Genomic DNA, 25772 nt, shown 5'->3' on the forward strand with positions numbered 1-25772 from the left:
TAATTTGAACCAGAATGAAATTCAGTTTATTGAAGATAAAGTAAAACCAATGGAATAAAATATAAGCAAGACATTGTTGTATTCAACCAGCATCTATGGAATAGGTTAATATTTTAATGCAACACTAGTGATTGCAGGGTAAAAGTACATAACTCTGCGGAAGGAAAAACGCAATATAAAAAGCCATTGCAAGGCACCTGAAAATCCTCTAAAGGTAGAGTGCCTACACTTTAACTGGAGGTATGAAAGGTTTGCTCGCAATGACTGATATTAATACTATAAAAAATTGAAGGAATAATCACGATAAATCGATTGATCACATAAGAAAAGAAGTTGGAGTGAATTGGCGCACTGCTAAAAAATACGCTAATGGCAATAACTTTCCAAAGAAGAAAATAGAAAAAACAGGCATGATGTATGAAAAAAATGAGGAGGTATTTTAACCTTATGGCTTGCCGAAAGTAATCCGAATAGATAATATGTCAGTTACAAACCATTAGTGAGCTACAATCAACTTAAGAAACAAATTGAAGACTATATCAAGTATTATAATATCATCCGAACAAAACAAAAACTGGCCGGCTTAAGTCCAGTGGAATGCCGAACTCAAACCAGCCAGTTGGCTGCATAATATTAAACTCTAACTATTGGGTGTCAGCACCAACAGACTGTTTTCATTGTTCATTTTGTTTAAGAGCTGTTTTTTCCAGCCTTTACTTATGCCGTATTTTATACTAATGAAACTTTCAACACGTTCTAATCCAGTTTCAATAACATTGCATTTATCGCAACAATAATTGTACTTAATGACATCAAAACTGCCCCCATTGCTGGTGTTAGTAAGATATTCCACCCTGCCAATACTCCTGCTGCTAAAGGAATAGCAACAATATTATATCCTGCTCCCCACCATAAATTTTGAACCATTTTTCTGGAACTATTTTTCGCTAGAGAAAGAAAATGAAGAATATCTGCAGGATTACTTTTTACTAATATGGTGTCCGCGGATTCAATTGCCACATCTGTTCCTGCTCCAATAGCTAATCCAACGTTTGCTCGTACTAAACTCGGTGCGTCATTTACACCATCTCCTACCATCATAACTACATGTCCTTGATCTCTATATTCTTTTACTTTCTTTTCTTTATCTTCAGGCATCAATTGTGCATGAACTTCTTTAATTCCCAGTTCTCTAGCCACGGCATTCGCAACTTGTTTATTGTCTCCTGTTAACATTACTGGTTGAATTCCCTCGTTTATAAGTGTTTCAATAAGACCATAAGCTTCTGCTTTAATTTGATCTCCTTGAGCAACCAACCCAATAACTTGTTCATTTAAAATTAGAAAACTTACTGAATTTCCTTGGCTAGAGAGTTTTTCAAACTGCTCTTTATTATATTTTAATCTGTTTTTTTCTAAATATGACACACTGACTATTTTAAAGTGCTTATGATTAATTGTCCCTTCTAACCCCACACCTGAGAGTGTGTCCACATTTTCTGCTTCAGGTAAGCTAAGGTTAATCTCTTTTACTTTATTCAATATCCCAACAGATAACGGGTGACTTGAGTGTTCTTCTAATGCTCCAAATAAACTTAAGACATCTTCATCCGAATACTCATCTGAGTAAGAAATATATGTGTTTACTTCAAAATTACCTTCTGTTAATGTTCCAGTTTTATCCATTAAAACTTTATCCAATTTCTTCGCCACTTCTAAAGCTTGTCTATTTTTTATAAGTAAACCATTTTGTGCTCCTAAAGATGTTGTGCGAGCTGTAACAAGCGGAATAGCTAAACCTAGTGCATGAGGACAAGCAATGATTAATACTGTAACCATTCTTTCTAACGCAATATTCATATCTCCAGTTAGGGATAGCCAAACGATGAAAGCTCCAATTCCTGCAACCAATGCAACATAGAATAGCCATTTAGCTACTTTATCTGACATTGTCTCAGCTCTAGATTTTTCTTTCTGTGCATTACTTACTAATTCCATAACTTGAGATAGATAGCTTGATTCTCCTGTGGCAGTAACCTCAACTGTTATCGTTCCTGAGCCGTTGACAGATCCACCAATTACGGTATCATTTGTATTTTTTTCTACCTGCTTGGATTCTCCCGTGACCATTGATTCATTGACTGTTGTACTTCCTGAAACAACGATCCCATCTGTCGGAATCTTTTCACCAGCTTTTACTCGAACAAATTGACCTTCTTTTACCTCTTGTAAAGGAACTTCTTTTGTTTGTCCGTCATTATCAATAACTATTGCAGAACTAGGTAATAGTTCTGCCATTTTTTGTAAGGCATTTCCAGCATTACTGATTGCATTCATTTCAATCCAGTGTCCTAAAAGCATAATGACTATTAACGTTGCTAACTCCCAAAAGAAGTCCATCACATGGGTATCTGTTTGAAAAAATTCATTAACAACAAACGCATACATACTATAGATATAGGCTACTGTGATTCCAAGTGAAATCAAGGTCATCATAGCAGGGTTTTTACTACCTAACTCCATTTTTGCTCCTTTTAAAAATGGAAGTCCTCCATAAAAGAATAAGATAGTTGCTAAAATAGCTACAACCCATTCTGACCCAGTGAATGTAACTTGAAATGGTAATTCCATTCCCATCATAGGAGCAAATAATATAATCGGGATAGCTAAAATAAGGGAAACAAAAAATTTAATTTTTAAATTCCCCATGTGCATGGAATGATCCATTCCTCCATGATCATGGTGATCAGCGTGAGAAGAATGGTCATGATGAGTGTGGTCATGATGATTGTGCTCATGATGATTATGTTGATGTTTCATATTAACACTCCCCTTTCGTTTACATTTGTAATCGTTCATAGTTTATAGTTTACAATCGTAAACTATAAACGTCAAGAATATCGTCTTCTTTTATCAAATTACTTTAAAAAAATTAGTTTATTTTACTGATAACTGAATAATTTATGGCTCAACATTGATATATTCAATTAATCGTCTGGTAAAGCTATTCTATTCCCACCACATATCGTCTTATTCTCTTTATAGCCTAGGATAGTTTGGACAGTGTCAAGAAATGTTTAACAGTGTAAATAGGCTGTTTTTGTTCCTTGTTTTTGTTCGTCCAAGCTTATCAGCAATTTGTGGTGCGTATAAATCAAGAGTAAGATAAGTTTCTATCCAACCGAATTCTTCCATGGTAAGATGGGTATAGGACATGTGTGGTCACTCTCCTAATATTCCTGATTGTTAATTATGGAATGAGTGTACCGCAAATGGTCTTTTTAATCGAGTAGCTTGATTTTACAAGTTAAGTGATAAAACTAAAGAGCTAAAGGAGAACTAACATGTCTGACGTAAAAGAAAAAGCACTTCAAGTGAGTAAAGAAAAAGGTGGAAAGATCGAGATTAATTCCAAAGTTAAGATCGAGTCCATGGAAGATTTGGCTATAGCATACACACCAGGCGTTGCAGCTGTGAGTTCAGCTATAGCTGAAAATAAAGAAGACGTTTATACTTACACATCGAAACGTAATTTAGTGGCAGTGGTGACTGACGGATCTGCCGTACTTGGTCTGGGTAATATTGGTCCTGAAGCAGCTATCCCTGTAATGGAAGGGAAAGCAGCCTTATTCAAACGTTTTGCTGATGTGGATGCTGTGCCGATCTCTCTGGACACAAATGATGTAGAAGAAATTATCTCTCACGTCAAAGCGATTGCTCCATCTTTTGGGGGCATCAACTTAGAAGATATTAGTGCACCGAGATGTTTTGAAATAGAACGCAGATTGAAAGAATCATTAGATATCCCGGTATTCCATGATGATCAGCACGGGACAGCTATCGTTGTTCTGGCGGGGATATATAATGCTTTGAAATTAGCTGACAAAAAAATTGACGAAGTTAAAGTCGTCGTTAACGGTGGAGGAGCAGCAGGTGTCGCGATTTCCAAGCGTCTACTGACTGCAGGAGTAAAACGTATCCTGTTGGTAGACAAAGAAGGTATTGTATCTTCAGATAATCCGAATCTTGAAGAACGACATGAGGAAATAGCGTCAATGACTAACCAGGACAACATTAAAGGAGATCTACAGGAAGCTCTAAAAGATGCAGATGTTTTTGTTGGTGTATCCGCTCCTAATGTTCTTAAAAAAGAATGGATTAGTTCAATGAACGATAAGCCGATTATCTTTGCGATGGCGAATCCGGAACCAGAAATCAACCCTCAAGATGCCAAAGACGGGGGAGCATTCATTGTGGGAACGGGAAGAAGCGATTTTCCTAATCAGATCAATAATGTTCTGGCTTTTCCAGGGATTTTCAGAGGCGCTTTGGATGCTCGTGCCAGTAACATCACAGACGATATGCAGATTGCGGCAGCTAAAGGGATTGCCAGTGTAATTAGTGATGAGGAGCTATCAGTAGATAACATTATTCCAAACGTGTTTACGCCTGGGGTCGCTTCAATTGTTGCGGATAGTGTTAAACACGCAAAATCAGAATAAGCTTATCACTTTCCAGCATAGAATAATGCGAAGAAAAGGACCAGATTCAGCTTCAGAGGCTGAGTCCGGTCCTTTTTGTTTGTATTGTCAATCGTGTGTTAGGCACTCTGTTGCAGGAGTAGTTTTTCGATCTCAACAGCACTTTCGGGATGACTGTACTTGCATCCTTGACCATATTCACAGCCAGCCTTATTCAGGAAGGTAACTTGTTTAGTGGTTTCAACACCTTCTGCGATCACTTTACTATTTAAAGTATGCCCTAAACTAATTATCGTGTTGATGATCTGACCGTTATGCTCATTCTCCGGAACATCTTTCAAAAATGTTTCGTCAATTTTTATAGTATCAATAGGAACTGCATTCAGAACACTCAGTGACGAATAGCCCGTTCCGAAGTCGTCTATGGCTACTTCGATTCCCATATGTCTTAAGTGACGAATAGTCTTAGACGCCTTTTCAGTATTCTGCAGTACACTCTCAGGTATATCAAGGGTCAACATATCAGGTTTGAAATGATTGTTGCCCAAGGTAGTGTTTAGTTTTCTCGAAAAGAGAGGATCCTCAAATTGAGCAGTTGAAACATTAACTGATAATCTGAAATCAAGTCCCTTTTTATGCCATGCTTTCATTTGTTTAGTGGCTGTATCGATTACCCACAGTCCTATTTCACTCATGATACCCAGCCGCTCAGCCAGAGGGATGAATTCTGAAGGCTTAACTTTGCCAAGGTCAGGGTTGTCCCAATAGATGAAGGCTTCAACTCCAAAGATTTGACCAGTTTTCATATCAACTATTGGCTGATAATGCACTTCCAGCTCATTCAGGTCCATGGCTTTCTTCAAATGCTTCTCTACATTGTTTCTACGGGCTTCAGCTTCTTCAAGATCAGGATTGGCAAAACGATAGGTGTTTTTGCCTTGTTCTTTGGCACGGTACATAGCTCTGTCAGCCTTGCCTATCAGGCCTTCGATTGTAGTATCGTCTTTAGGAAACATACTCACACCTATGCTTGCTGAAATAGTACTGTGCTCAACATTCAAATCGTAAGGGGTCTTGAATGTTTCGATAAGACCGTGGACGACATTGATAAACTGTTTATAAGACTGGTATCTCATGATTACTATGAATTCGTCACCACCATGTCGAAAGACCATACCTTTTTTTCCGACAAAGCTGTTAAGACGTTCACCGATCTGTACAAGCAGTCTATCACCGACATTATGCCCGTAGCTGTCATTAACAAACTTGAAATGGTCCAAGTCAAGAAACAGCACAGCCAGAGACTCTTTTTTTTCAGAGCACTTAGTCATTTCATCTTCCATGTGCTGCAGCAGTTTCTTTCTGTTTGGCAGTCCGGTCAGATAGTCATGGGTGGCATTGTGATACAGCTTTTCTTCCAATTCTTTCCGATCGGTAATGTCATAAGCTACTCCAGTCAGGTGCGTAACTTTATTTTTTTCATTAAAGATCGGTTTACCCCATGCATCAAGCCAGCGAATTTCTTCATTTCCATTTCTGAAACGGAATGCTCTGTTTGAGGGCAATCCAGATTTTAGTCGTGCATAATGTTCTTCAGCAATATGCATGTCTTCAGGGATTACACGGTCTTTCCATAACTCATAATTCTTCATGAATTCATCTCTTGAGAAACCGTATACCTGTTCAAAACCTTGAGAGGGAAGGAATGTTTTTTCCGCAAAGTCGATGGTCCATAAATAAGCGTTGTTATTATCAAATAAGGAATTAAGCTCATTTTCCCTAAGAAGAAGTTTCTGTCGGCTTTCTTTGTATTTCTGGTTTATCTCATGTACACCATCTAATTGCCGGTACTGATAGAGTGTATAGACAAGCAGGATTAGAATGAGAATATGTAGGACTGCAGTGGTTAGAGTGTACGAAACACCATAATGATTCAAGACGTACGGGATCGCAAAGAAACCGATAAGGCAATAAGTGGCATAAATCAGTCCTCTTTTTAAATGTTTCGACGACATAAGCGAGTTATCTCCTTTTCCAGTTCATGTTAATACAGTAATCTCCTTTTAGTGTAAGTCAGGAAAATTAAATGCTAGAATAAATATATCAGACATGGAGAAGCTAAGCCAGTATTATCCCTAGTTTGAACTATTTAGCTTAATTCATACTTATAAGGATATAATTGACTAAGCGACTTCAGAATAAGTAAGTAACAATACTAAATAAACTAAATTGTTAAATAATACATAGAAACAGATCAAGTTCAACCGTTATGGCTAGTCTTGATCTGTTTCTGTATGTAAATAAGTTGGAGTGGCTTAAAAAAGAGAGTGCACGAATATCATGAAGAAAAAGTAGCTTATTTTTTCAAGATTACATGCTTAAAAAGTACAAGAGTACGCAATTATTTTACACTTATGAATACCACATACCAATTCCCAAAAGTAACAGGAGAATAATGAATAGATAGTAGCCCACCCAAAGCATAAATATAAGCAGACAAATTTTTCTAAGTAAAGTACCAGGAGGAGCTAAAATATAAATCACAGAAAAAGGAATGCTAAATAACAGTGTAGCCAGCTGGAAAACACCAGTTGCAAAAGTCATGAAGAAGAGAGTATAGGCTAATCGCCTTTGCGTTGAAGCGCTAGTCACAAAGAGAATCCAAAACGAATCAACGAAAGGCTTTAAACCGGGTGAATCGTGAGGTTCTGTTGAGTGCTTATTATTTTGTGTGACTTCTTTATCAAGGTTTGAGGCATCAAATGTTTGCTTATCCAAATCTTCGATGCCAAAGTCTTCTTTCAGAAGCCAGTCATAGGATACTTCAAACAATTCACTAATTAATTCTAAATTGTATGGATCGGGTCTGGTTACATTATTTTCCCATCTTGATATGGTCTGCCGCTCAATCAGCAGTTCTTTTGCCATATCATTTTGAGAATAGCCTTTAGTTTTTCTAAGGTATTTGATTTTCTCGGACAGAAGCATCCCGGCACCTCACAAATATAGTTTAATTAAATGTAGCATATAACAGTATTAGTATCTATATTAATCTATACTTACTGGACCTTGTTTCAACAAAAGTAACAGGGTGTTTCTAGGGGGAAACATCTCGTTACTTTTAAAAAAAACATAAAATAGTATAGTTGATTTAAAGGAGGCATAGAATACTAATAACTTCTCTGTGAATTTAACCGTAGAGATAAAAAAATAGTGGAGGTTAGAGAAATGAAGAAAAAAATACTTGGGTTATTACTGATAGTTGCTCTTATACTAATAAGCTCATTGGTTGGAACAAGTAATGTACACGCAGAAGAAAATATTGCACACAATTTAACTGTATAGGACTACAAGGATTTCTTATTAGAAAATGACCTTGAAGTCTATAAAGAGTTTAATGAGTTAAGTGAAGAAGAACAAAAAGAATTTGTAAAAATTATAAGTGATCCAGAAACTTATATGAATGATGAAAATTGGGAGATTGTTGAAGGGGTTGAGCAATATAGTAATGAGCTCAGTACTAATACTTATTCTCTTTTGAGCAATACTAGGACATACAGTAGGTACAGAGATTATAATATGACTATACTGGGTATTACAGTCACAGGATACAGGATATCCCTGAGATACGAAGTAGTTGGAAGTAGAGTAAATAGAATACTGTCTCGCTCTGCAACAGTAGAGAGAAGATTAAACCCAATGGTTCAAACTGGACAAACGAGTTTAAATGCGTATGTGTCAAATAATAGAGCAAATGCGGAAGCTAGTTTTCATTATAGTATAGGACCAATTAAAGGTTTATCACAACAAATTGGAACGCTAAGAGGACACATTGCATATAACGAAAATGGATCATTAATGAGAAATGCTTGGAGAAGGGATTAGCTATGAAGAGAACGCATAAAATTATATACGGGATAGCTATCATTATTATTTTTTTGATGCTTGTAGGTTTGATACAGTGGTTTGTTCCAAATTTGTTTTGATTTCCTAATAATATAAGTTTTATTTTTAGACAATATATGAAGGAAAGACCCAATAGGATCTACATAAAAGGAAGTTCTCTTTATGAGGCTTCTTTTTTTGCATATGGGAAAATATACTAGAAGTAAGGGAACTATTATTCGTCGGCTACGTTTTTAGAAGATTAAATGAGATTAGATAATGCATAAAAGAGAATGAAGCGGTAAACTAAACTTACTTCAACACATCTTTTTCAAGTAAAAATATATAGATGCCCCACCGGAACTGGTTAGAACTATGGATCCAGTGATAGCGACAGCCGATACGTCTGTCACCTTTGACTTTGAAGAGGATCCTGACGACTATTCGATCCGAATCTGGGAAGATGAAGCGACCACTGAATCGTCGTCGGACATTGATTTGTCCGGTCAGGGGGAAGTCGTTTACGAAGTGCAGGCAGAGTGAGAACAGGGAGAAGCAAGTTATGCATTTTCTCTGATCTTGGAGTAGAACAGAAAGAGGATAAAGCGTATAATATATGATGTGAGAATCGGAACTGGACCTTCGGTAAAGACGAAGGTCTGGTTTTTTGCGTCAGTTTACATTAAACTGTTCCAGTTGGGCTTTTTTATCATACAGTGACGTATGATCTTTTAAAGTTCTGCCGGGTTACACTATAGAATCAATAGATAAGGAGATCGTTAAGCAATGACATATGCACTTGAAATAAAAGGCTTGAAGAAGGTCTATGCAGGAGGCGTGGAAGCTCTGCGAGGTATTGATCTGACTGTTGAAGAAGGAGATTTTTATGCCCTTCTTGGACCGAATGGAGCCGGGAAATCTACGACGATCGGTATCGTCACGTCTTTAGTGAATAAGACTTCAGGAAAAGTAAAAGTCTTCGGTTATGATCTGGATACGCAGCTGATGCAGGTCAAAAGACAGATTGGGCTGGTCCCTCAGGAATTCAACTTCAATCCGTTTGAAACCGTCCAGCAGATTGTCGTGAATCAGGCCGGTTACTACGGGGTTTCCCGTAAAGAGGCCCTTGAGCGCAGTGAGAAGTATCTTAAGCAGTCTGATCTCTGGGAAAAGAGAGACGTCCGTGCTCGTATGCTGTCGGGGGGGATGAAGCGTCGTCTGATGATCGCCCGTGCTTTGATGCATGAGCCGAAGCTGCTGATTCTGGATGAGCCGACTGCCGGTGTGGATATAGAGCTGCGCCGCGAGATGTGGATCTTCCTGAAAGAGTTGAATGCCAGTGGCACGACCATTATCCTGACCACCCATTATCTGGAAGAAGCGGAAATGCTCTGCCGCAATATCGGAATCATTCAAAAGGGGGAGCTCATCGAAAACACGAGCATGAAATCTCTCTTGGCCAAGCTTCAGTTTGAAACCTTTATCCTGGATCTCGATTCATCAGACAGACAGCCAGTCATTACTGGTTTCGACTTTGAAATGATCGAAGATTCGACATTGGCAGTAGAAGTTGCCCGGGACCAGGGCATCAACGAGGTGTTCAGTCAGCTGACTGAACAGGGAATCAAAGTTCTGTCCATGAGAAATAAATCGAATCGTCTAGAAGAACTCTTCCTGAAAATTACGGAAGAAAAACACGTAGTGGAGGATGCACATGTTTAGTCTTTATTTTACAGCCTTAAAAAGCCTGGCGGTCAAGGAGACGAACCGCTACCTTAGAATTTGGGTCCAGACCTTGGTTCCACCAGTCATCACGACTTCTTTGTATTTCGTTATTTTCGGAAATCTGATCGGTGGACGAATTGGTGAAATGGAAGGTTTCTCCTATATGGAGTTCATCGTTCCCGGACTGATCATGATGTCGGTCATTACGAGTTCCTATTCAAATGTCTCGTCGTCCTTCTTTTCTCAAAAATTTCAGAAGAATATTGAAGAACTTTTAATTGCACCTGTTCCGACGCATATCATTATGTGGGGATTTGTTATAGGGGGGCTGGGAAGAAGTATTCTTGTAGGAGCACTTGTCACGATCATTTCTCTGTTCTTCGTGCCACTGCAAGTCTACTCCTGGAGTGTAGTCATTCTGACACTTCTGATGACATCTATTCTCTTTTCACTGGCTGGACTCTTGAACGGGATCTTCGCACAGTCCTTTGATGACGTGTCGATTGTTCCGACATTCGTATTGCAGCCGCTGACTTATCTGGGAGGGGTATTCTATGCGATTTCGATGCTTCCGCCATTTTGGCAGGCTGTTTCCCGAGTGAACCCGATCGTCTACATGATTTCAGGTTTCCGCTTCGGTTTTCTGGGTGTCATCGATGTACCGATCGTTTTCTCTATCCTCATTCTGATTCTGTTCATCATCGTTCTATACTCGATCGACTGGTATCTGATTGAAAAAGGCCGAGGACTGCGAAACTGATTATATTTTTATCGTCAAGGAAGACATTATCTTAATAATTTTTAACTCTAGCCTGTCGGAATTAGTTGATTTAACTGATTCCGGCAGCTTTTTTATAGGAGTAAAAAAGCTATGGCTCGACCGGATTTTTATTTAGCAAGTACGACATAGTACAGCCTGAGTCTTTAATGAGGTCACTTACAAAAAATAAGACAAAAGGCTTGCTTTTTTTATCAGTTGACATGTAAACTGATTTTGTAGAAAGGAATGATACCGGTGAGACGAAATACGTTAGCGTCACTGATTTGGGTTCGCATTACGCGGTTCACGCATCAGAGTGAACTGCTGTTCAACGACTTTCTGAAACGCTTCGACATCACGGCAGCTCAGTTCGATGTATTGAATCAGATCGGTACTTATCAGCCTTTATCCCAAAGTGAACTGGCCGACAAGATTACGATTTCAGCCGGTGGTATTTCGAGGATGCTGAGTAGACTGGAACGGGATGGATACATCCAGCGGACGAGTGAATGGAAGACAAAGTGGATCAGCCTGACTGAAAAAGGTGAAGCGAAACTGGAAAGTGTGTTCGAACACCAGCTGGCGTTTCAGACGTCGCTGATAGAGGACTGTTTGTCCAGAGAAGAACAGAAGACATTGTATAAATTAATGACGAAAGTCCAACGACATACGGAAAAAGAACTGGGCTAGCCGTGCCCAATTTTTTTACTCAATCAATCGACTAATCAAGTGACGATTAACAGGAGGAAAACACATGTCAACAATTTTAGGACATCATCATATCTCCATGCTGGTGAAGAATGCGAAAGAAACCGATCATTTTTACAAAAATATCCTGGGACTGCGCCGGGTAAAAGTTACCGTCAATCAAGACGACCCGACCATGTATCACTTATTTTACGGAGACAAGACTGGGAGTCCGGGAACAGGCCTTACTTTCTTTGAAATGCCGAATATTGGGCGTACGCACAGGGGAACGAATGCCATTACCCGCTTAGGTTTGATGGTGCCGACAGAAGAAAGTCTGAATTACTGGAAAGCGCGCTTTGAGGAGCTGGACGTATACCACGGCAGTATCACAACTTACGCCAGACGTCAGGGCATTAAATTTGAAGATCCGGATGGCCTGCAGCTTGTTTTACTCGTAGCGAACGGTGAAGAAATGTCTCACTGGGAAAGCTACCCTCAGTCAGAGGTGCCTGAAGCGCATCAGATCCGAGGCATGGGACCGATCGAAATAACGGTACGAGACAGTGAAAAATTTGCCCACACACTGACTGAACTGATGGGTTATTCTCCCATTTATCAGGAACACACAGACACGCTTTATCAGACCCAAAAGGGAGACAGTTATGGAGAAATTCTGGTCAAACACTTAGAAGGGCCTGATGAACGCCCTGGAAGAGGAAGCATTCATCATCTGGCCATTCGAGTCAGTGAAGAATCCGAGCTGAGCTATTGGGATGATTTGGCGAAAACTAACCATTTTGCCTCATCCGGTCTGGTTGACCGCTATTACTTCCAGAGTCTTTACTTCAGGGAGTCAAACGGCATCCTGTTTGAAATTGCGACAGATAAACCGGGATTCACAGTGGATCAGAGCAGTGATGAATTAGGTGAGCGCCTCGTTCTCCCGCCATTTTTGGAAGACAGACGCGAGGAAATTGAAAGCAACTTGACCCCTTTGGATTAAATAAAAAACTACTTTTGGAATAGAAAAGGAGATATTTAAAATGACTGAAAAACTAAACATCGGTATTATTTTAGGCAGTACAAGAAATGGACGAGTCAGCCCACAGGTGGGTAACTGGGTTAAAGAAATCGCAGATGAACGTGGCGATGCAAATTATGAGATCGTAGATATTCTTGATTATCAGCTCCCGTTTCTGGGAACTACCGACGGAACTGAGCCGGGAATCGCTGCTTGGCAGAAGAAAATTAGTGAACTGGATGGCTATGTCTTTATCGTTCAGGAATACAATCACAGCTTCTCTGGCGTACTGAAAAATGCGATAGACCACTTGAGAGAGGAATGGCACGATAAAGCGGCAGGGATAGTCAGTTATGGATCGACTGGTGGCGCACGAGCATCAGAACACTTGCGTGGCGTCATGGCTGAATTGAAAATTGCTGATGTTCGGGTTCACCCGACCCTATCTCTGTTTACGGACTTCGAGAACTTTACAACATTTAAACCAGCTGAACTTCACTTGAGCAACGTGCATGCCATGCTTGATCAGGTCAATGCATGGAGCGGTGCTTTAAAACCATTGAGAGTGAAAGAAGACACGGAAGAAAAATAAATTAATGATGAAGCAGGTCAGATTATATTCACTGATCTGCTTTTTTCTGTTTAGAAAATAGTATCTTTTAAGGAGAGGAGAGTGTCCTTTTAATCATCCGCCATAATAAATAACAGAGGTGACACGAAGCAGGGGCAAAATATTCTAAAGTTTTTACATTTGAAACTTTATAATGTTTTGAACATGATACCCATAATGAAGATTTAACTTGTGTTCGCTATCCCTGAAGTTCAGATTCTGCTATGATTAAATACTACGTGCATTAAGTTGGACGTTTTGCATTATATAGTAGGCATTGGGGGATGCCGCTTAGACATTATTTAAGAGGAGAGCTGAACATGAGAATTGACTTCAGAAAGATTGGGATGGGTCTGGGGCCCCTCCTGTTTGCAATCATAAACTTTATACCCGCCCTGACAGGACTGGATGCCAGTCCGAGGGCAGTGCTGGCAGTTACCACATGGGTAGCAACCTGGTGGATTACGGAAGCCTTGCCGATTCCGGCCACGTCACTGCTTCCAATTTTCCTTCTGCCTTTAGCCGGAGGAACAGATCAGGCCACTGCAACAATGGCATATGGAAACCCCATCGTCTTTATGTACATGGGTGGATTTACAATTGCTTTAGGGATTGAGAAATGGAATCTGCATAAGCGGATCGCAATGACTATCATTGCTTTACTGGGTACAAGTAGCAGTCGGATCACCATGGGTGTCGGGCTAGCTACAGCATTTCTGTCGATGTGGATTTCGAATGCCGCAACGGCCTTGATGATGCTGCCGATCGCTCTGGCATTGATCAAGGAAATCAAAGATAACGCGTTTCTCAAAGAAGACTCGTTTCAGAAGTTTGCCAAAGGTCTGCTGCTGACTGTCGCTTATTCTGCATCTATCGGTGGTCTAGCAACAATTGTCGGATCGGTACCGAATGCAACCTTTGTAGCAGTTGCCTCTAATATGCTCGGCCAGGAAATCACCTTCGCCGACTGGTTCACGTTTGGGATTATAGTGACAGTGATTTTGCTAGTCGCACTATACATTTATATTACTAAAATCAAATTTAAAGTGACGGATGAAGGGAATATTTCTTCCGAATTTGCCAGAGAGCAGCTGAAGGAATTAGGACCAATGTCGACTGAAGAAAAATTCGTCCTGACGATTTTTTCACTGACCGGTCTGCTATGGATTTTTGGAGGCTTTCTACCGTTTGAACTGTCAGACACGACCATTTCGATGCTTGGAGCCACGACCTTGTTCGTCATTCCTAATACAAAGGGTGGCAGGCTGCTGGACTGGTTTGATATGAAGGGCTTGTCATGGGGACTGCTTCTATTATTCGGTGGTGGTTTGTCACTTGCCGCAGCTTTTGAGTCATCCGGCCTTACTGTCTGGTTCGGAGACATCTTGTCGAACCTGGACCGCTTCAACTATCTATTGATTCTGATCATTCTAACCGCAACCGTTCTCTTCATGACTGAGATCATGTCGAACACAGCGGTGTCGAATATGTTGATGCCGATCAGTGTCGGGCTTGCTGCCGGAATAGGTGTAGAACCTTATGGGATCATGGTGGTCGTCGCTTTAGCGTCTTCATGTGCATTTATGCTGCCAATCTCCACACCGCCGAATGCAGCAGTGTTTGGTGCAGATATCCTGGATATCGAAGACATGATGAAAGCCGGATTCTGGATGAATATGGTCGGAATTATTGTCATCGTCTTTGCCGTCTATGTTCTTCAGCCGATATTTTTAAGTTATTAGTTCCGATTTGAATTCTAAGTAATACGTGTCAAATTAGATATGCCGTGGGGTCAAGGAGAAATCAGCTTTGATTCAGCGGCTTTTTTAATGGAATTATGATTCATTACTTATTTAAATAAAAGCAGTAAAAAACCATCTACATTAGACGGTTTTTTACTGCTTTTATCGTGTCAGAACCTTTGTTGTGTTCAGCTAGGTAAACGAAAGCGTGCAATCTAAATCACTTACTTAGTCAATAGAGGCATGCGAGACATAGATTCCAGTGTCTTCATCGACTCATAGACGGTATGAGGTGTAGCATCTGGGACCGCCAGAGTAAAAGTTTCCTTATCTGATGCAGCAAAACAGGCAATCTGCCACATTTTTTCTTCTAAGTCTTCATGAACACCGAACGCTGACAGGGTATGAGGGAACCCGTTCTCTTCATAGAAGGATTGGAGGTTGTTAACCTCGTCTAGATTACCAGCGGCAGCCAGTTGAACGAGTATCCCGTAAGCCACTTTTACTCCATGTTCATACACATGTGTTTCACGGACAAGCGACATACCGTTGTGAACAGCATGAGCTCCTGCCATTCGTCCATATTCCCCGGCAAAGCCTCCGACCGTACCAGCGATAGCAACAACAGCTTCGACAACGCGGGTAAAAGCAGGAGTTATCTTACCTCGGTCCATGCTTTCTAGAGCTTCTTGACTATCTTTAAGGAGAACTTCTCTCGTAACCTTTGCTGTCTGGAGGCCTACTGAAACCATTACAGGCAGGTCACCAGTCATATTGCTTGTGATGCCTTCAGCCTCGTACCATTTAGCCAGCGTATCTCCGATTCCTCCCTGCAAATATTTTTTTGGTGATTCGACCAAAAGAGAGAGATCCATCAGACAGAGAAAGGCTGACTGTGTATAATAATCGACAGTTTTGAACGTATGATCCGGATGATATACAGCTGATAAAGGGGTATAAGCAGCACAAGTACCCAGAACAGTAGGAATCATGATCGATGCTTTGCCAAGCAGCTCGGCAGTGCCTTTAGCTGTATCTAGAACGCGGCCCCCACCGATACCTATGACACAATCTGCATGAGGGGCAAGACTGGCTAGTCGCTTCACATCTTCATTGGATGCAGAGCCATCATATCTCAGGACCTCAAACGACGACTCACCGTTATAGTGCTTGAGAAAGGCATCATAAGACTTTTTACCGGTAATGACAACCGGGGAATCGAATCTTTCGAGTTTCTGGTCTAAATACGACAGGGCATGTGCCTCGCAAATATACTGGTCTGGTCCGCTTCTAACTGTTTGGCTAAGTTTCATATTTTCTCCTACTTTCTATAAAGTGTGTCCCTTCAAAAATGAATTGTATATGTGCTTCGTCAGGCCTGCACGGGTTCGCCGGCTGAAGCTTTAGATACATTAAGTTCTTTACTGTCTTTACGTCTGCAGAGGCTGGCATAAATCGTTCCAAATAGAGTATGAACAATAGCTCCTGCAGCTGCGGCTAATGCAGTGACTGGGCTGAAGTGCGCCAATCCTAAGCTTGCGGCCAGACCAGTATTCTGTATGCCTACTTCGATAGCAATAGATCGGGTAGTAGCTTTTCCTCGTTTCAATAAGCCGCAAACCAGGGAACTAATGCCGTATCCGCTCATGTTGTGTAACCAGACGACTAGGAAAATGACTGGACCTGTACTTAATAAGTTGGATTGGTTCACCGCAACTGTTGCCCCTAAAACTAGAAGGACTGCAAGAGATGACAGTGTAGGTAGGACAGCTTCTGCTTTCTGAGTTTTATTTCCTAAAAACAGGCTAATCAGCAAGCCCGTTACGACAGGGACCAAAACAACCTGCACGATAGATAAGAACATCGTCCAGAAATCTACATTCAGATATGCGCCACCATACAAAGACAACATGACGGGTGTCAAGAAAGGGGCAATCAGTGTCGAAACAGATGTTGCACTTATTGATAAAGGAAGGTCTCCGTTAGCCAGATAAGCGATGACATTGGAAGATGTTCCGCCAGGGACACAACCAACCAAGATCAGACCAAGTGCCACTTCGGAGGGTAACTGGAATAGTTGTGATAACGCAAAGGCTGAAAGAGGCATGAACAAGTATTGTGCCAAAACAACGATGAAAACTTGCCATGGTTTCTTCATTACTTCACTGAAGTCAGCTGGCTTCATTGTCAGTCCCATAGTAAACATGATAAACTGCAGAATATTTGTTGAGAACCCTGCTGCCCATAAGAAACTAGAGGGCAGAGCGAGAGAGATAATAGCTACACCTACAACAATGAAAGATAAGTACTGAGTAAACGTCTGATTAACCTTTTTAAAGACTTGCATGAAATCATTCCCCTTTTCTAAGTAGATAATAAATTAACGAACGGTCGACACGGGTAGATTCTCCTTCCTGAAAAAATTGTCAAACAGCCAACTGGAATAGAAAAAGGCCTCCCATTCTATAAACAAAGAATGGGAGGCCTAAGTCCCATTCATAAACAACCATGAATAGGACTTGAACAGCTGTAAGAAAAATACAGTGTTAAGCCCTGAATCTAATAATGATAATTAAACTTGAGTAAGATTGTCTAGTCATGAGTTTGTCCTTCCTTAAAGCGAAATTACTGTTTGATAAGTGATTAGGTTAAATAATAAAGAGAAACAAATGAGAAAACAAGCACAAAATCTAATCTTTTGTTAAATTTAGTCAAATAGTTACTGAAAGCGTTTTATAGGGGTTTAGAGTGTAATATTTTAATGTCAGACTTAGTAATGCTTTAAAACATTCCGGTCTATAGCATTATTAGAACAGAGGTCTCCTAACCTGTTGCATTGCTACCCTGAGGTCAAAAGGAATCGGTTCATCGTTGACTCTTACTTGAATAGTATCGTGTTCTTCACCCGTCGTTAAGTAGTAGGTAAACTGATTAATTATCACCCCATCTGTTTCAGTTTCAGTCAAATGAATGACCAAAGTACTATCTTCTGATTCAGTATGTGCTTCTACTTCTCCACTGGAGTGGAAGACGATATATGATCCATTGTCACCATCATTAAAGGAAACAAGTCTTAAATCTGCAGGACTTAATTGGAAAACAGCGTTGGGAAAGTCGTTCAGCAGTCCATGGATTTCCTCAGGGACAGAGTCTACTTCTTTAACGTAATTCCGAAAGAAGTCTCCCACTTCTAAGCGTATGGGTGCGAAGCACCAGTGAAAGTGGGAGATGAATTTCGGTCAAGCGATAGCTTGAAGTGGTTAATGTCATTCTCATTTGGTATACTTTATATATAGACGATAACCAAGTCTATATAGGCGACAACCAAGCCTACTGAGTATTCCTTGGCGTTAGCCAAGTAAAAGAAAACCTATGAGGCAGGGACTGCCTTTTGAGCCTACCCATATCCGATTCCTCTGTCTGCATGAAACCTGTGCAGACAAGAATGGAGTTCGTAGGAAGCCCCCACTTCAAAATCCGGAGGATTTAAGTGGTGGGTAGTTCACTGCCTGATTCAGGTGTCCCGCAGGAAGCTAAAACTAAGGTGAGGAAGGAAGTTAATAATATTTTTTTCAATTCAGTCACGCTCTCTTTCAATAATGTTGTAATATTAGTGAAAATTATCAATTGAATAAGTGGAGTATATCATACTAAGTACCTTAATAGATGAAAGTATAAAGGTATGTGTAAAGTTAATCTCGGAAATTTATTCTAGAAATCTGAAACGCTGTTTTTATTTTTTCTCTTTCTCAATCGCTTTATCGCTCTTTGAGCTCCCAAAACGATTGAGAAAGAGGGTTCTAACTAAACATTTTTTGCAATTGTCCTATAGGACTTGATGAAGAGCTGTAATTAGCTATACTCCCAATTTTTACACCGATTGATGGTTTTGTCTTGCTCTTCTTCAAAGCTGCTCGTACAGCGCCTTTGAACTCCGGTCGGAGTTCCGTTAATAGTTCGGGAAGCTTTTCGGTTAGCGCTCGGAGAAACGTTCCATTCTTTCGTGCAGAAATGATCGCTGCGACATTTCCAGCACCTTTAGCTGAAAACCCTCGGCCTTGCCGTTTCATGCGATAACTATAAGGGCGATGATTACTCTCACATACACCTAGTCCTCTGTTTACAGGTAAGTTTCTCATTTTTAAGGGTTTAAGACTGTCCCAATTTCTATATAGGTAGGCTTTTAATCTTGAAAGTTCTTCTTTATATTCCGTTGCTTTTTCATCGTTGCCTTTGACTCGACTCTCAGTCGTCGCTATAATCGCTTCAACCAGATCCAGATTGTATGTACGCACAGCTTTCCTCATCTTTTCTTCCATTTTTTTATCAAAATACATCCGTTGTTTGATTTTTTCATTGACATGATAGGCATCTCTAAAATGCTCATGACGCTGGCATTTTCCGATAATTCGATAGAATTTATCTTTATCGTAACCACTACCTCCATCACTGTTAGAGATGACAATCGTTTCCCGTAAGTCATAGATTGATTCCAGCCATAGACTTGCGCGTTTAAATGCTTCAGAACTCGATATAGTGCTCTCGAACATTCTCGAATTAATTAAAACAGGCCTTTTCTGTTTTCCTTTATACTCAACACCTTCATGGAACTGAACACGATGAATTTCAGGACGTTTCTTTTCTTTACCTTTAGTGAGCATTAAACCATCACCTTCGATAAACAGTACTGGCGTCTTTGTCTTGTCCTTTTGAGCCGTTTCGTCTTGAAGAGGGGCCGTATCCGTCCAATCTTGAATAGTTGTACCTATTTTTTGAGTCATCTTATGTATAGTCGTATGGCTCAATGAAAACGGCGTAAGCAGATTAATCGCTTCTTCGGCTTTGCGATAAGTTCCATCAGAAGCTATTTGAGCTGCTTTCATTTCGACAAGAGGAGAGTGACGTTTACGTGGCTCTAGGCCGATAGCTTGATCAAAAGGAATGACACTTTTTTCGCCTTCTTTTCGCATACGATGTCTTGCAATCTCTACAGGACCAACGGTCATGTGAAGTGTACGCTTAGGTACACTATCAATTTCATATCCCTGCTCTTTATATTTCGGAAGCAGTTCTAAATCAATCTGTTTAAAGGCTGCGTTAAGCAATTGTTGATTCACCTGTTGTAAAAGTTTTTCTAGGGCTAATTCTCCTTCTAATAATGTGGAAGAATCCTTTATCGTTTCGATGATTTCTGTTATAATTTCATTCATAAGAAGACCTCTTTCTCTAGCGTTGTCGTTATCTCTAGATTAAGGGTCTTCTTTCTTTTTGTCTAGGTCGGATTTTCCCTCTTCCGACATTTATTTTACACATAGATAAAGGCTTGGAACGACCTTTTTCATCTATATAATAGATATTACGGAAGACAACTATGATACTATGACTATAATAAAGCAGCTAATACTTGGAAGGATGGGTCGCAGAGTCTTATCCTGCTCAAACAGAAATGGGGCAATTAGATGTGTTTGAAAGTTCAGTTCCTGAAGGAGCCCACTTTTTGAATCAGAAGCTTTGCATAGCGCATTATCAGAAGAAAGTTTTGAAACGGAATCATTGTCCTTACGTTCGATCATATACGATGATGTTGAAGGGCTGTGGAGTATTGAGCTGATAGATATTCGCAGCTATGAAGATTACGTGATTCAAGTAGATGATGAAGAAAATTAGTGTCAGCAAACATGGATGAATAACTGTCCAGAGTCAGGAGCGTAAATATATGAAAAAAATCGTATTAACCGGTGGAGCAAATGGAATTGGAAGGGCAATTGTCGAGCGTTTGATTAATGAGGCTGAGCTTTTCGTCATCGATCAGGACGAAAAAGCAGGAAAAGCACTTGAAAGTAAATCGTCCTCAAAGAACCTGCACATGTATTATGGAAGTTTGGCTGACAAGTCACAGCTAAAGGGGTTCATCCAGTTCATTAGGGACCGAACCGATACCATTGACGGGCTCATTCATAATGCGGCAATAAACAAAGGAGGACTTGTTTCTAAAGCAAGCTATGAGGACTTCATGGATGTTTTGAAAGTCAATGTCGGGTCGGCCTATTTCCTGACTCAGCATTTAGCCGAATTATTTTCCGATAAAGCAAGTATCATTCTCATGTCGTCTACGCGCAATAGACAAAGCATGGCAGACAATGAAAGTTACAGCAGTTCAAAAGGGGCGCTGCTCTCTCTGACTCATGCGATGGCCAACAGTCTAGGAAAAAAGGCTCGAGTCAATACAATCAGTCCCGGATGGATTGATACGAGTGCTTTTCAACATTCAGAGGAAGAAGTTGAACTGACTGATCAGGATGCTAGCCAGCATTTAGTCGGCAGAGTTGGACAGCCGGAAGATATCGTGCAGATGGTTCGCTTTCTATTGAATGATAAGCAGTCCGGATTCATTACCGGACAGGAATTCATCATTGACGGGGGAATGTCCAGGCAGATGATTTACCATGAGGAACATGGCTGGCGATATGAGGAGGACTGACATGACTAATAAATGGCTCGTATCAATCCTGATGTCAGCACTGTTGATACTCGCGGGATGCACCGATACTGAGAATGACGATCTCACAGATAGTGAGGAGACAGAAACGACCGGAAATATAGATACTCAGGACAGTGGCAGCACAAATGACGAGATTCTCGAGCCGCCGGCACTCACGGTTGTGGCAGGTGACGAGTCGGTCGACGCAGTAGTTGGAACGTATAGCTGGAGCATCGACAATGAAGAAGGTACTATGACGGCTATAGAAGCCGAATCTGCTGCTCCGCCGGAACTGGTCGGTAATATGACAGCACTTGAAGTTACTGGAGACACCTCGATCGAATTGGATTTTGAAATTGAACCGGACAGCTATACAGTCAAAGTATGGGAAGAAGACAACACAGTAATCAGTGAATCGGAAGAGGTCCTCCTGACGAATGAAGGAACGGTCATTTATGAAGTCCTGGCTAATTGGCAGGAAGGTACTGCGAGCTATGCCTTCACGTTAAACATTGAGTAAGGAAGACGATTTTTGCGAATAATTTACTGGAAGATTAGGTTTTTATCCGGCTTAATTCGTCGAGTCTTACAAACGATAGAAAAAGGAGGTCTAAATGGATGGATCATAATAATAAAAATACAGATGAACATATCGAAGAAAATAGTGAAAATGAGACAGATGATAATATTAGTGCGGGTATTGGTGTAGGAATTGCTTTAGGTGCCGCATTTGGTCTTATGTTTGATAATTTGGCTCTGGGAATGGGTCTAGGAATAGCCATCGGTGCAGCAATAGGAACAGCGGTGCCTGCGTCTAAGAAATCTAAAAAGAAATGATGACCTCTTATACAGTGACAGAATACTAAGGATTCATTAAAGTTAAATAGGCTATCAAAAAAAACGGATTAAGGTCAGGTTATTTACGACCATTAATCCGTTTTTTTGGTATTACTTTAGTCCAGCCATCTGAAGGCGCGTCTCAGTTCCTCTGTCCCGTTTTCTTCGTACCATTTCCCGTGAGCAAGAATGACTTTCTCAGGCTGCCATTCAAGCATGCGCCTGTAGCACGCTCTGGCCTGATCCTTCTGTCCGGCAAAAGTCATCCGCATATCGATCGGCGTTTTTCCGTCTGGATGAGCGATGCCAGCTGCTTTATAGACTGATCGCCACATTAGGCTCTCAGTGCGTTCAGGTTCAAAATTCTCGATGAGATCAGTTAAAATTAGCGTTCGGCTTTCTTTATGAAAAAAGACGACTTCCTCAAGTGCCCGGCTGCCTTTGAAAATCAGCTGGTCAATGTCTGCAGACCAGTCAGATGGAGCAGAGTCTTCCAGAGCGTACTCAAAAGCTACAGGAATATTCTGCGATGCTGCCCGATCATCGACCCCGGGACTTGCCCACGTCTTAGCTTCAGGATAGCGGGCCTTCCAGTCCGCAATGTAGGCATAATGGATCTTGTTCGGCGAAACGAGATGTCCGACTTTTCCTAGTGCATCGATTTCTTTAAACATACTTTCATCAGGCGCAACTGGCGAATGAATCCATAGCGTGCCGTCATCCAATTTTACTATGGTCATGCGTGTGGAGAAAGGGACCTTAAGTACGGATACGCTCATCTTGATAAGTCCGGCGTCCACGACCCAGATGTTATCGTCAACTTTCTTCAGTGTGTTCAATGGTTCGTATAGAGGGATCGACATGATGGAGTCCTCCTTTTGGTTACAGTGTATCATTAAGCGCTCAATATTACAGTGTCTCATTACATTTTACAAAGGAATATCTCTGATAGAATTATGAGCATTTAACAGTATGTTCAAGAGTTTTTTTAAAGACTTTTAAAAGTCTAAATGATATAATCCTAGTAAAAGAAGGAGGCAAAAAGTATGGCAGTTGAACTGATTGGAAATATTCCAAAAGGATCGATATCTGATGTGAAGAAGAGTCCGATGGATATCTTCAAGAAAGCTGAAGAATTAAATGAGGGGGTCTATATTTTAAATCGTGATAACGTTGCCGGTGTTATGCTTACCCAGCAGCACTATGAGGCGCTTATACAAAAAATTGATGAACTGGAAGAAGAACTGCTGGACTACGAAGTTTCCCGAAGATTGAAGGCACAGAATGTTCAAAAGGATGCAAAAACTTTTTCTCTGGAAGATGTTATGGGCAAAGAACTGGCTGAAGCCGAATACGCCCCTGACGACAATGGTTGGGAGTAATGAGTTACGATGTTGTGTTTATCGAAGAAGCAAAGAAGGACTACCAAGCTTTGGACGGGTCTCAAAAGATACTGGTGAGAAAGTCCATAGCTAAGCTTCAGGCCTATGGCATGGAGGTTGGGCAACCCTTGAAAGGGGAACTGTCGGGATGCAGAAAGCTGAAACATAAGAAAGCTGGATTAAGAATTGTATTTAGAGAATCCGAAAAAGGACTGGAAATAATACAAGTTATTGCAATAGGTAAACGGGAGAATCAAGACGTTTATCACGTAGCAGTAGATCGGATAAAATAAAGAGCTGTACTAGAAGACCAAGGTTGGTGGTTCTTGTACAGCTCTTTATTATTGCATGCAGTGCAATCAATTGAGGTTTGCCCTCAAGCCCCGGCTTCTTTAATTCTTAACCACATGAAGTGGATCACGCTTCCCAAGAGGACTGATAGGTGGATTAGATGATCGTTTATAGATAAGTCTTCGAAAAAGACCAGAAGCAGAACAGCTGCACAGTAGACGAGCTGACCTGTGAAAATTCGCCTGAGGTCTGCCTGTTTACCCTGGTCATCCTTACACTCACGTCTTGAAATAAACCAGAAAAGAACTGCCGAGAGAACAGCCACCGCGATCAGAATTAGAGTCACCGGATCCTGCTCATCGAATGCCGCGAGTGTGAGCCGTTGCATAAACAGCAATTGGACGATAGCTAGTACGAAAGCGAGAAGACCGGCTGCCAGAACAGCGCAAGAATCTGAGTGTTTTCGATCGTTTCGATATAAAGCAGATTCGTCAGAGTCAAAGCGACAGCGACGAAAGCTGAATAGCTGTGGGCGGGATCCACATCTCTGGAAAGGGCCCAAGTCACAAACACTGTGCCGCTTAAGTAAAAGCCGGAAATCAGCTCGGTAATTAACAGCCAGCCGGCAATGAAGGCAGCAAAAGTACAGATGATAATGGCCAGATTAGTCTTGTTGCGAGGGTCGATCTTTCTGCCTAATGTAAACATGAAATCACTCCTTTGAGCACAATGAACTAGTCCAGTAGTCAGATGTCAAACAGGCTGACATAGTGGACGACACCCGGATAAAAGCAGGCTGGGCATTCATTACGTATCAGTTTTGCTGTCTGATCTTATTCAGACTGTCGAGCTGCGTCCTGACCTGATCAACAGCCTCTTCGAGAGTAGAAGCCTCGATGGGTGTTTCCGGTGCATCAGGCCGCGTGATCGATCTGTTGTAATGCGGATCATAATAATAGGTCAGAAGAAGCTTGACCGCTTCTGGATAGTCTCCTGTTTCAAGAGCTTCGCCGATCGCTTTTGAAACAGGAGTATGGATGCGGCGTCTGATCCGTTCAAAGGCCACCAGACAGTCATCGTGGTAAGCATCAGGAGAATAGTCGTCAAGAATGATGGCGACCCGTTCTTCAAGCGGCAGATCAACGACCAGCTGAGAACTGACTTCTTTATGCTGGAAAATGCGTTCTGGAATAATGACTTTGCCGATACGGGCACTTTCGCCTTCTACCAGGATATAGGGCGATTGCTGGTAACGCAGCAGGTCCTCACCCAGAAGAAGATTGAACATGCGCTGATTACTGGGTTCAAGACCGATCTGTCCGAAAATGGATCCGCGGTGACGCGCCATGGCTTCGAAATCGATCACAGGATAGTTTTCCTGTTTGAGCTGACGTAGGATATGAGTCTTGCCATTTCCAGTATGGCCGTTCAGCACATAAAAAGGAGGAAGGGGAAGCGTGTCGATCTGCTCTTTCATCCAGTTTCTATACGCTCGGATTCCGCCGGTCAGTCGATTGACTTTAATATTCATCAAATCAGTTACAGTGGCGGCAGTTGTGCTGCGCATCCCCCCGCGCCAGCAGAAGACAGTGACCGGAGACTTCAGCTCCTTGAACTGTCTGATAAAGTCCGGCAGCTTCTTCGAAAAGATCTCCAGTCCGAGCTCCTTCGCTGCCTCCTGCCCCTGATGCTTGTATGTCGTTCCGACTTGAGCACGTTCCTCGTCTGAAAACAGAGGAATATTGATCGCTCCTGGGATCGTTGCCTCTTTGAATTCCTTAGGCGCACGGACATCTACGACTACGTGTCCGGCTTCTTTGAGTTCAAACAGGTCCGAGGGTGAAATATCTTTAAACATAGAAGAGTC

27 protein-coding genes are annotated in these 25772 nt (G+C 41.3%); 16 read left to right on the forward strand and 11 right to left on the reverse strand.

Annotation, left to right across the window (positions count from 1 at the left end; genetic code table 11):
• Nucleotides 1-499: 499 nt before the first annotated feature.
• Nucleotides 500-631, forward strand: coding sequence for an IS3 family transposase (locus tag ABFX15_RS04565; RefSeq protein WP_428830601.1), 132 nt, complete (start codon nucleotides 500-502; stop codon nucleotides 629-631).
• 125 nt (nucleotides 632-756) lie between these two features.
• On the opposite strand, the gene ABFX15_RS04570 is transcribed toward ABFX15_RS04565, so the two are convergent.
• The gene (locus ABFX15_RS04570) at nucleotides 757-2820 is read right to left on the reverse strand and encodes a heavy metal translocating P-type ATPase (RefSeq protein ID WP_346024310.1); all 2064 of its coding nucleotides are present in this window, start codon (nucleotides 2818-2820) and stop codon (nucleotides 757-759) included.
• A gap of 524 nt (nucleotides 2821-3344) precedes the next feature.
• On the opposite strand from ABFX15_RS04570, the gene ABFX15_RS04575 reads away from it, so the two are divergent.
• Nucleotides 3345-4502, forward strand: coding sequence for an NAD(P)-dependent malic enzyme (locus ABFX15_RS04575; protein WP_346024311.1), 1158 nt, complete (start codon nucleotides 3345-3347; stop codon nucleotides 4500-4502).
• 98 nt (nucleotides 4503-4600) lie between these two features.
• On the opposite strand, the gene ABFX15_RS04580 is transcribed toward ABFX15_RS04575, so the two are convergent.
• Together ABFX15_RS04580 and ABFX15_RS04585 are read right to left on the reverse strand one after the other, a co-directional pair.
• Nucleotides 4601-6496 carry a putative bifunctional diguanylate cyclase/phosphodiesterase gene (locus ABFX15_RS04580; protein WP_346024312.1) on the reverse strand — a complete coding sequence of 632 codons (1896 nt, stop codon included), beginning with the start codon at nucleotides 6494-6496 and terminating at the stop codon, nucleotides 4601-4603.
• A 397-nt stretch (nucleotides 6497-6893) separates the two neighbouring features.
• Nucleotides 6894-7469, reverse strand: a complete 576-nt coding sequence (locus ABFX15_RS04585; RefSeq protein ID WP_346024313.1) for a helix-turn-helix domain-containing protein — start codon at nucleotides 7467-7469, stop codon at nucleotides 6894-6896.
• Between the two features lie 471 nt (nucleotides 7470-7940).
• Here ABFX15_RS04585 and ABFX15_RS04590 point away from each other — a divergent pair, with 471 nt between their 5' ends.
• The 8 genes from ABFX15_RS04590 to ABFX15_RS04625 all read left to right on the forward strand — a co-directional run bounded on the left by ABFX15_RS04590 (nucleotide 7941) and on the right by ABFX15_RS04625 (nucleotide 14914).
• Nucleotides 7941-8366 carry a hypothetical protein gene (locus ABFX15_RS04590; RefSeq protein WP_346024314.1) on the forward strand — a complete coding sequence of 142 codons (426 nt, stop codon included), beginning with the start codon at nucleotides 7941-7943 and terminating at the stop codon, nucleotides 8364-8366.
• A gap of 375 nt (nucleotides 8367-8741) precedes the next feature.
• A complete protein-coding gene (locus ABFX15_RS04595) occupies nucleotides 8742-8909 on the forward strand; it encodes a hypothetical protein (protein WP_346024315.1) in 168 nt (55 codons plus the stop codon).
• A 243-nt stretch (nucleotides 8910-9152) separates the two neighbouring features.
• The gene (locus ABFX15_RS04600; protein WP_346024316.1) at nucleotides 9153-10088 is read left to right on the forward strand and encodes an ABC transporter ATP-binding protein; all 936 of its coding nucleotides are present in this window, start codon (nucleotides 9153-9155) and stop codon (nucleotides 10086-10088) included.
• A complete protein-coding gene (locus ABFX15_RS04605) occupies nucleotides 10081-10851 on the forward strand; it encodes an ABC transporter permease (RefSeq protein WP_346024317.1) in 771 nt (256 codons plus the stop codon). Before ABFX15_RS04600 ends, ABFX15_RS04605 begins: the two co-directional genes overlap by 8 nt.
• A gap of 255 nt (nucleotides 10852-11106) precedes the next feature.
• Entirely contained in the window at nucleotides 11107-11541 is a 435-nt protein-coding gene (locus ABFX15_RS04610) for a MarR family winged helix-turn-helix transcriptional regulator (protein ID WP_346024318.1), read from the forward strand.
• Nucleotides 11542-11605: 64 nt separating this feature from the next.
• Entirely contained in the window at nucleotides 11606-12544 is a 939-nt protein-coding gene (locus tag ABFX15_RS04615; protein ID WP_346024319.1) for a ring-cleaving dioxygenase, read from the forward strand.
• Nucleotides 12545-12584: 40 nt separating this feature from the next.
• The gene (locus tag ABFX15_RS04620) at nucleotides 12585-13154 is read left to right on the forward strand and encodes an NADPH-dependent FMN reductase (protein ID WP_346024320.1); all 570 of its coding nucleotides are present in this window, start codon (nucleotides 12585-12587) and stop codon (nucleotides 13152-13154) included.
• Nucleotides 13155-13492: 338 nt separating this feature from the next.
• Nucleotides 13493-14914, forward strand: a complete 1422-nt coding sequence (locus tag ABFX15_RS04625) for an SLC13 family permease (RefSeq protein WP_346024321.1) — start codon at nucleotides 13493-13495, stop codon at nucleotides 14912-14914.
• Nucleotides 14915-15138: 224 nt separating this feature from the next.
• On the opposite strand, the gene ABFX15_RS04630 is transcribed toward ABFX15_RS04625, so the two are convergent.
• The 4 genes from ABFX15_RS04630 to ABFX15_RS04645 form a co-directional block, all read right to left on the reverse strand.
• Nucleotides 15139-16227 (reverse strand): iron-containing alcohol dehydrogenase family protein, encoded by a 1089-nt coding sequence (locus ABFX15_RS04630; RefSeq protein WP_346024322.1) that lies wholly within the window; start codon nucleotides 16225-16227, stop codon nucleotides 15139-15141.
• 59 nt (nucleotides 16228-16286) lie between these two features.
• Entirely contained in the window at nucleotides 16287-17261 is a 975-nt protein-coding gene (locus ABFX15_RS04635) for a bile acid:sodium symporter family protein (protein ID WP_346024323.1), read from the reverse strand.
• Nucleotides 17262-17721: 460 nt separating this feature from the next.
• A complete protein-coding gene (locus ABFX15_RS04640; protein ID WP_346024324.1) occupies nucleotides 17722-18102 on the reverse strand; it encodes a hypothetical protein in 381 nt (126 codons plus the stop codon).
• Nucleotides 18103-18714: 612 nt separating this feature from the next.
• Complete coding sequence (locus tag ABFX15_RS04645; protein ID WP_346024325.1) at nucleotides 18715-20124, reverse strand: ISLre2 family transposase; 1410 nt, start codon at nucleotides 20122-20124, stop codon at nucleotides 18715-18717.
• A gap of 301 nt (nucleotides 20125-20425) precedes the next feature.
• Between ABFX15_RS04645 and ABFX15_RS04650 the strand changes: the two genes are divergently transcribed.
• From ABFX15_RS04650 to ABFX15_RS04665, 4 genes are all read left to right on the forward strand, one after another.
• On the forward strand, nucleotides 20426-20581 hold the full coding sequence (locus tag ABFX15_RS04650; RefSeq protein WP_346024326.1) for a hypothetical protein: 156 nt from the start codon (nucleotides 20426-20428) through the stop codon (nucleotides 20579-20581).
• A 49-nt stretch (nucleotides 20582-20630) separates the two neighbouring features.
• Nucleotides 20631-21395, forward strand: coding sequence for an SDR family NAD(P)-dependent oxidoreductase (locus tag ABFX15_RS04655; protein ID WP_346024327.1), 765 nt, complete (start codon nucleotides 20631-20633; stop codon nucleotides 21393-21395).
• Nucleotide 21396: 1 nt separating this feature from the next.
• A complete protein-coding gene (locus ABFX15_RS04660; protein WP_346024328.1) occupies nucleotides 21397-21915 on the forward strand; it encodes a hypothetical protein in 519 nt (172 codons plus the stop codon).
• Between the two features lie 98 nt (nucleotides 21916-22013).
• Entirely contained in the window at nucleotides 22014-22232 is a 219-nt protein-coding gene (locus ABFX15_RS04665) for a glycine zipper domain-containing protein (protein ID WP_346024329.1), read from the forward strand.
• 116 nt (nucleotides 22233-22348) lie between these two features.
• Here ABFX15_RS04665 and ABFX15_RS04670 read toward each other — a convergent pair whose 3' ends face one another.
• A complete protein-coding gene (locus tag ABFX15_RS04670) occupies nucleotides 22349-23095 on the reverse strand; it encodes a DUF4336 domain-containing protein (protein WP_346024330.1) in 747 nt (248 codons plus the stop codon).
• A gap of 183 nt (nucleotides 23096-23278) precedes the next feature.
• Between ABFX15_RS04670 and ABFX15_RS04675 the strand changes: the two genes are divergently transcribed.
• Nucleotides 23279-23614, forward strand: a complete 336-nt coding sequence (locus tag ABFX15_RS04675; RefSeq protein WP_346024331.1) for a type II toxin-antitoxin system Phd/YefM family antitoxin — start codon at nucleotides 23279-23281, stop codon at nucleotides 23612-23614.
• Nucleotides 23614-23907 carry a type II toxin-antitoxin system RelE family toxin gene (locus tag ABFX15_RS04680; RefSeq protein WP_346024332.1) on the forward strand — a complete coding sequence of 98 codons (294 nt, stop codon included), beginning with the start codon at nucleotides 23614-23616 and terminating at the stop codon, nucleotides 23905-23907. The genes ABFX15_RS04675 and ABFX15_RS04680 overlap by 1 nt, the downstream gene beginning before the upstream one ends.
• Before the next feature lie 83 nt (nucleotides 23908-23990).
• Here the strand turns inward: ABFX15_RS04680 and ABFX15_RS04685 are convergent, their stop codons facing one another.
• The 3 genes from ABFX15_RS04685 to mnmH form a co-directional block, all read right to left on the reverse strand.
• Complete coding sequence (locus ABFX15_RS04685) at nucleotides 23991-24293, reverse strand: hypothetical protein (RefSeq protein ID WP_346024333.1); 303 nt, start codon at nucleotides 24291-24293, stop codon at nucleotides 23991-23993.
• A gap of 20 nt (nucleotides 24294-24313) precedes the next feature.
• Nucleotides 24314-24613: a hypothetical protein gene (locus ABFX15_RS04690; protein ID WP_346024334.1), complete on the reverse strand. Its 300-nt coding sequence runs from the start codon at nucleotides 24611-24613 to the stop codon at nucleotides 24314-24316.
• A gap of 106 nt (nucleotides 24614-24719) precedes the next feature.
• Nucleotides 24720-25763, reverse strand: coding sequence for a tRNA 2-selenouridine(34) synthase MnmH (gene mnmH, locus ABFX15_RS04695; RefSeq protein WP_346024335.1), 1044 nt, complete (start codon nucleotides 25761-25763; stop codon nucleotides 24720-24722).
• Nucleotides 25764-25772: the final 9 nt, after the last annotated feature.

This window comes from Alkalibacterium indicireducens (genome assembly GCF_039522005.1).
Classification (GTDB): Bacteria; Bacillota; Bacilli; order Lactobacillales; family Carnobacteriaceae_A; genus Alkalibacterium; species Alkalibacterium indicireducens.

Coding starts and splice junctions, on each gene's coding strand:
- ABFX15_RS04620 (WP_346024320.1), top strand. CDS start 12,585: ATGACTGAAAAACTAAACATCGGTATTATTTTAGGCAGTACAAGAAAT.
- ABFX15_RS04660 (WP_346024328.1), top strand. CDS start 21,397: ATGACTAATAAATGGCTCGTATCAATCCTGATGTCAGCACTGTTGATA.
- ABFX15_RS04575 (WP_346024311.1), top strand. CDS start 3,345: ATGTCTGACGTAAAAGAAAAAGCACTTCAAGTGAGTAAAGAAAAAGGT.
- ABFX15_RS04670 (WP_346024330.1), bottom strand. CDS start 23,095: ATGTCGATCCCTCTATACGAACCATTGAACACACTGAAGAAAGTTGAC.
- ABFX15_RS04580 (WP_346024312.1), bottom strand. CDS start 6,496: ATGTCGTCGAAACATTTAAAAAGAGGACTGATTTATGCCACTTATTGC.
- mnmH (WP_346024335.1), bottom strand. CDS start 25,763: ATGTTTAAAGATATTTCACCCTCGGACCTGTTTGAACTCAAAGAAGCC.
- ABFX15_RS04675 (WP_346024331.1), top strand. CDS start 23,279: ATGGCAGTTGAACTGATTGGAAATATTCCAAAAGGATCGATATCTGAT.
- ABFX15_RS04605 (WP_346024317.1), top strand. CDS start 10,081: ATGTTTAGTCTTTATTTTACAGCCTTAAAAAGCCTGGCGGTCAAGGAG.
- ABFX15_RS04630 (WP_346024322.1), bottom strand. CDS start 16,227: ATGAAACTTAGCCAAACAGTTAGAAGCGGACCAGACCAGTATATTTGC.
- ABFX15_RS04595 (WP_346024315.1), top strand. CDS start 8,742: ATGGATCCAGTGATAGCGACAGCCGATACGTCTGTCACCTTTGACTTT.
- ABFX15_RS04655 (WP_346024327.1), top strand. CDS start 20,631: ATGAAAAAAATCGTATTAACCGGTGGAGCAAATGGAATTGGAAGGGCA.
- ABFX15_RS04690 (WP_346024334.1), bottom strand. CDS start 24,613: ATGTTTACATTAGGCAGAAAGATCGACCCTCGCAACAAGACTAATCTG.
- ABFX15_RS04685 (WP_346024333.1), bottom strand. CDS start 24,293: ATGCAACGGCTCACACTCGCGGCATTCGATGAGCAGGATCCGGTGACT.
- ABFX15_RS04590 (WP_346024314.1), top strand. CDS start 7,941: ATGAATGATGAAAATTGGGAGATTGTTGAAGGGGTTGAGCAATATAGT.
- ABFX15_RS04665 (WP_346024329.1), top strand. CDS start 22,014: ATGGATCATAATAATAAAAATACAGATGAACATATCGAAGAAAATAGT.
- ABFX15_RS04625 (WP_346024321.1), top strand. CDS start 13,493: ATGAGAATTGACTTCAGAAAGATTGGGATGGGTCTGGGGCCCCTCCTG.
- ABFX15_RS04635 (WP_346024323.1), bottom strand. CDS start 17,261: ATGCAAGTCTTTAAAAAGGTTAATCAGACGTTTACTCAGTACTTATCT.
- ABFX15_RS04615 (WP_346024319.1), top strand. CDS start 11,606: ATGTCAACAATTTTAGGACATCATCATATCTCCATGCTGGTGAAGAAT.
- ABFX15_RS04680 (WP_346024332.1), top strand. CDS start 23,614: ATGAGTTACGATGTTGTGTTTATCGAAGAAGCAAAGAAGGACTACCAA.
- ABFX15_RS04585 (WP_346024313.1), bottom strand. CDS start 7,469: ATGCTTCTGTCCGAGAAAATCAAATACCTTAGAAAAACTAAAGGCTAT.
- ABFX15_RS04645 (WP_346024325.1), bottom strand. CDS start 20,124: ATGAATGAAATTATAACAGAAATCATCGAAACGATAAAGGATTCTTCC.
- ABFX15_RS04570 (WP_346024310.1), bottom strand. CDS start 2,820: ATGAAACATCAACATAATCATCATGAGCACAATCATCATGACCACACT.
- ABFX15_RS04600 (WP_346024316.1), top strand. CDS start 9,153: ATGACATATGCACTTGAAATAAAAGGCTTGAAGAAGGTCTATGCAGGA.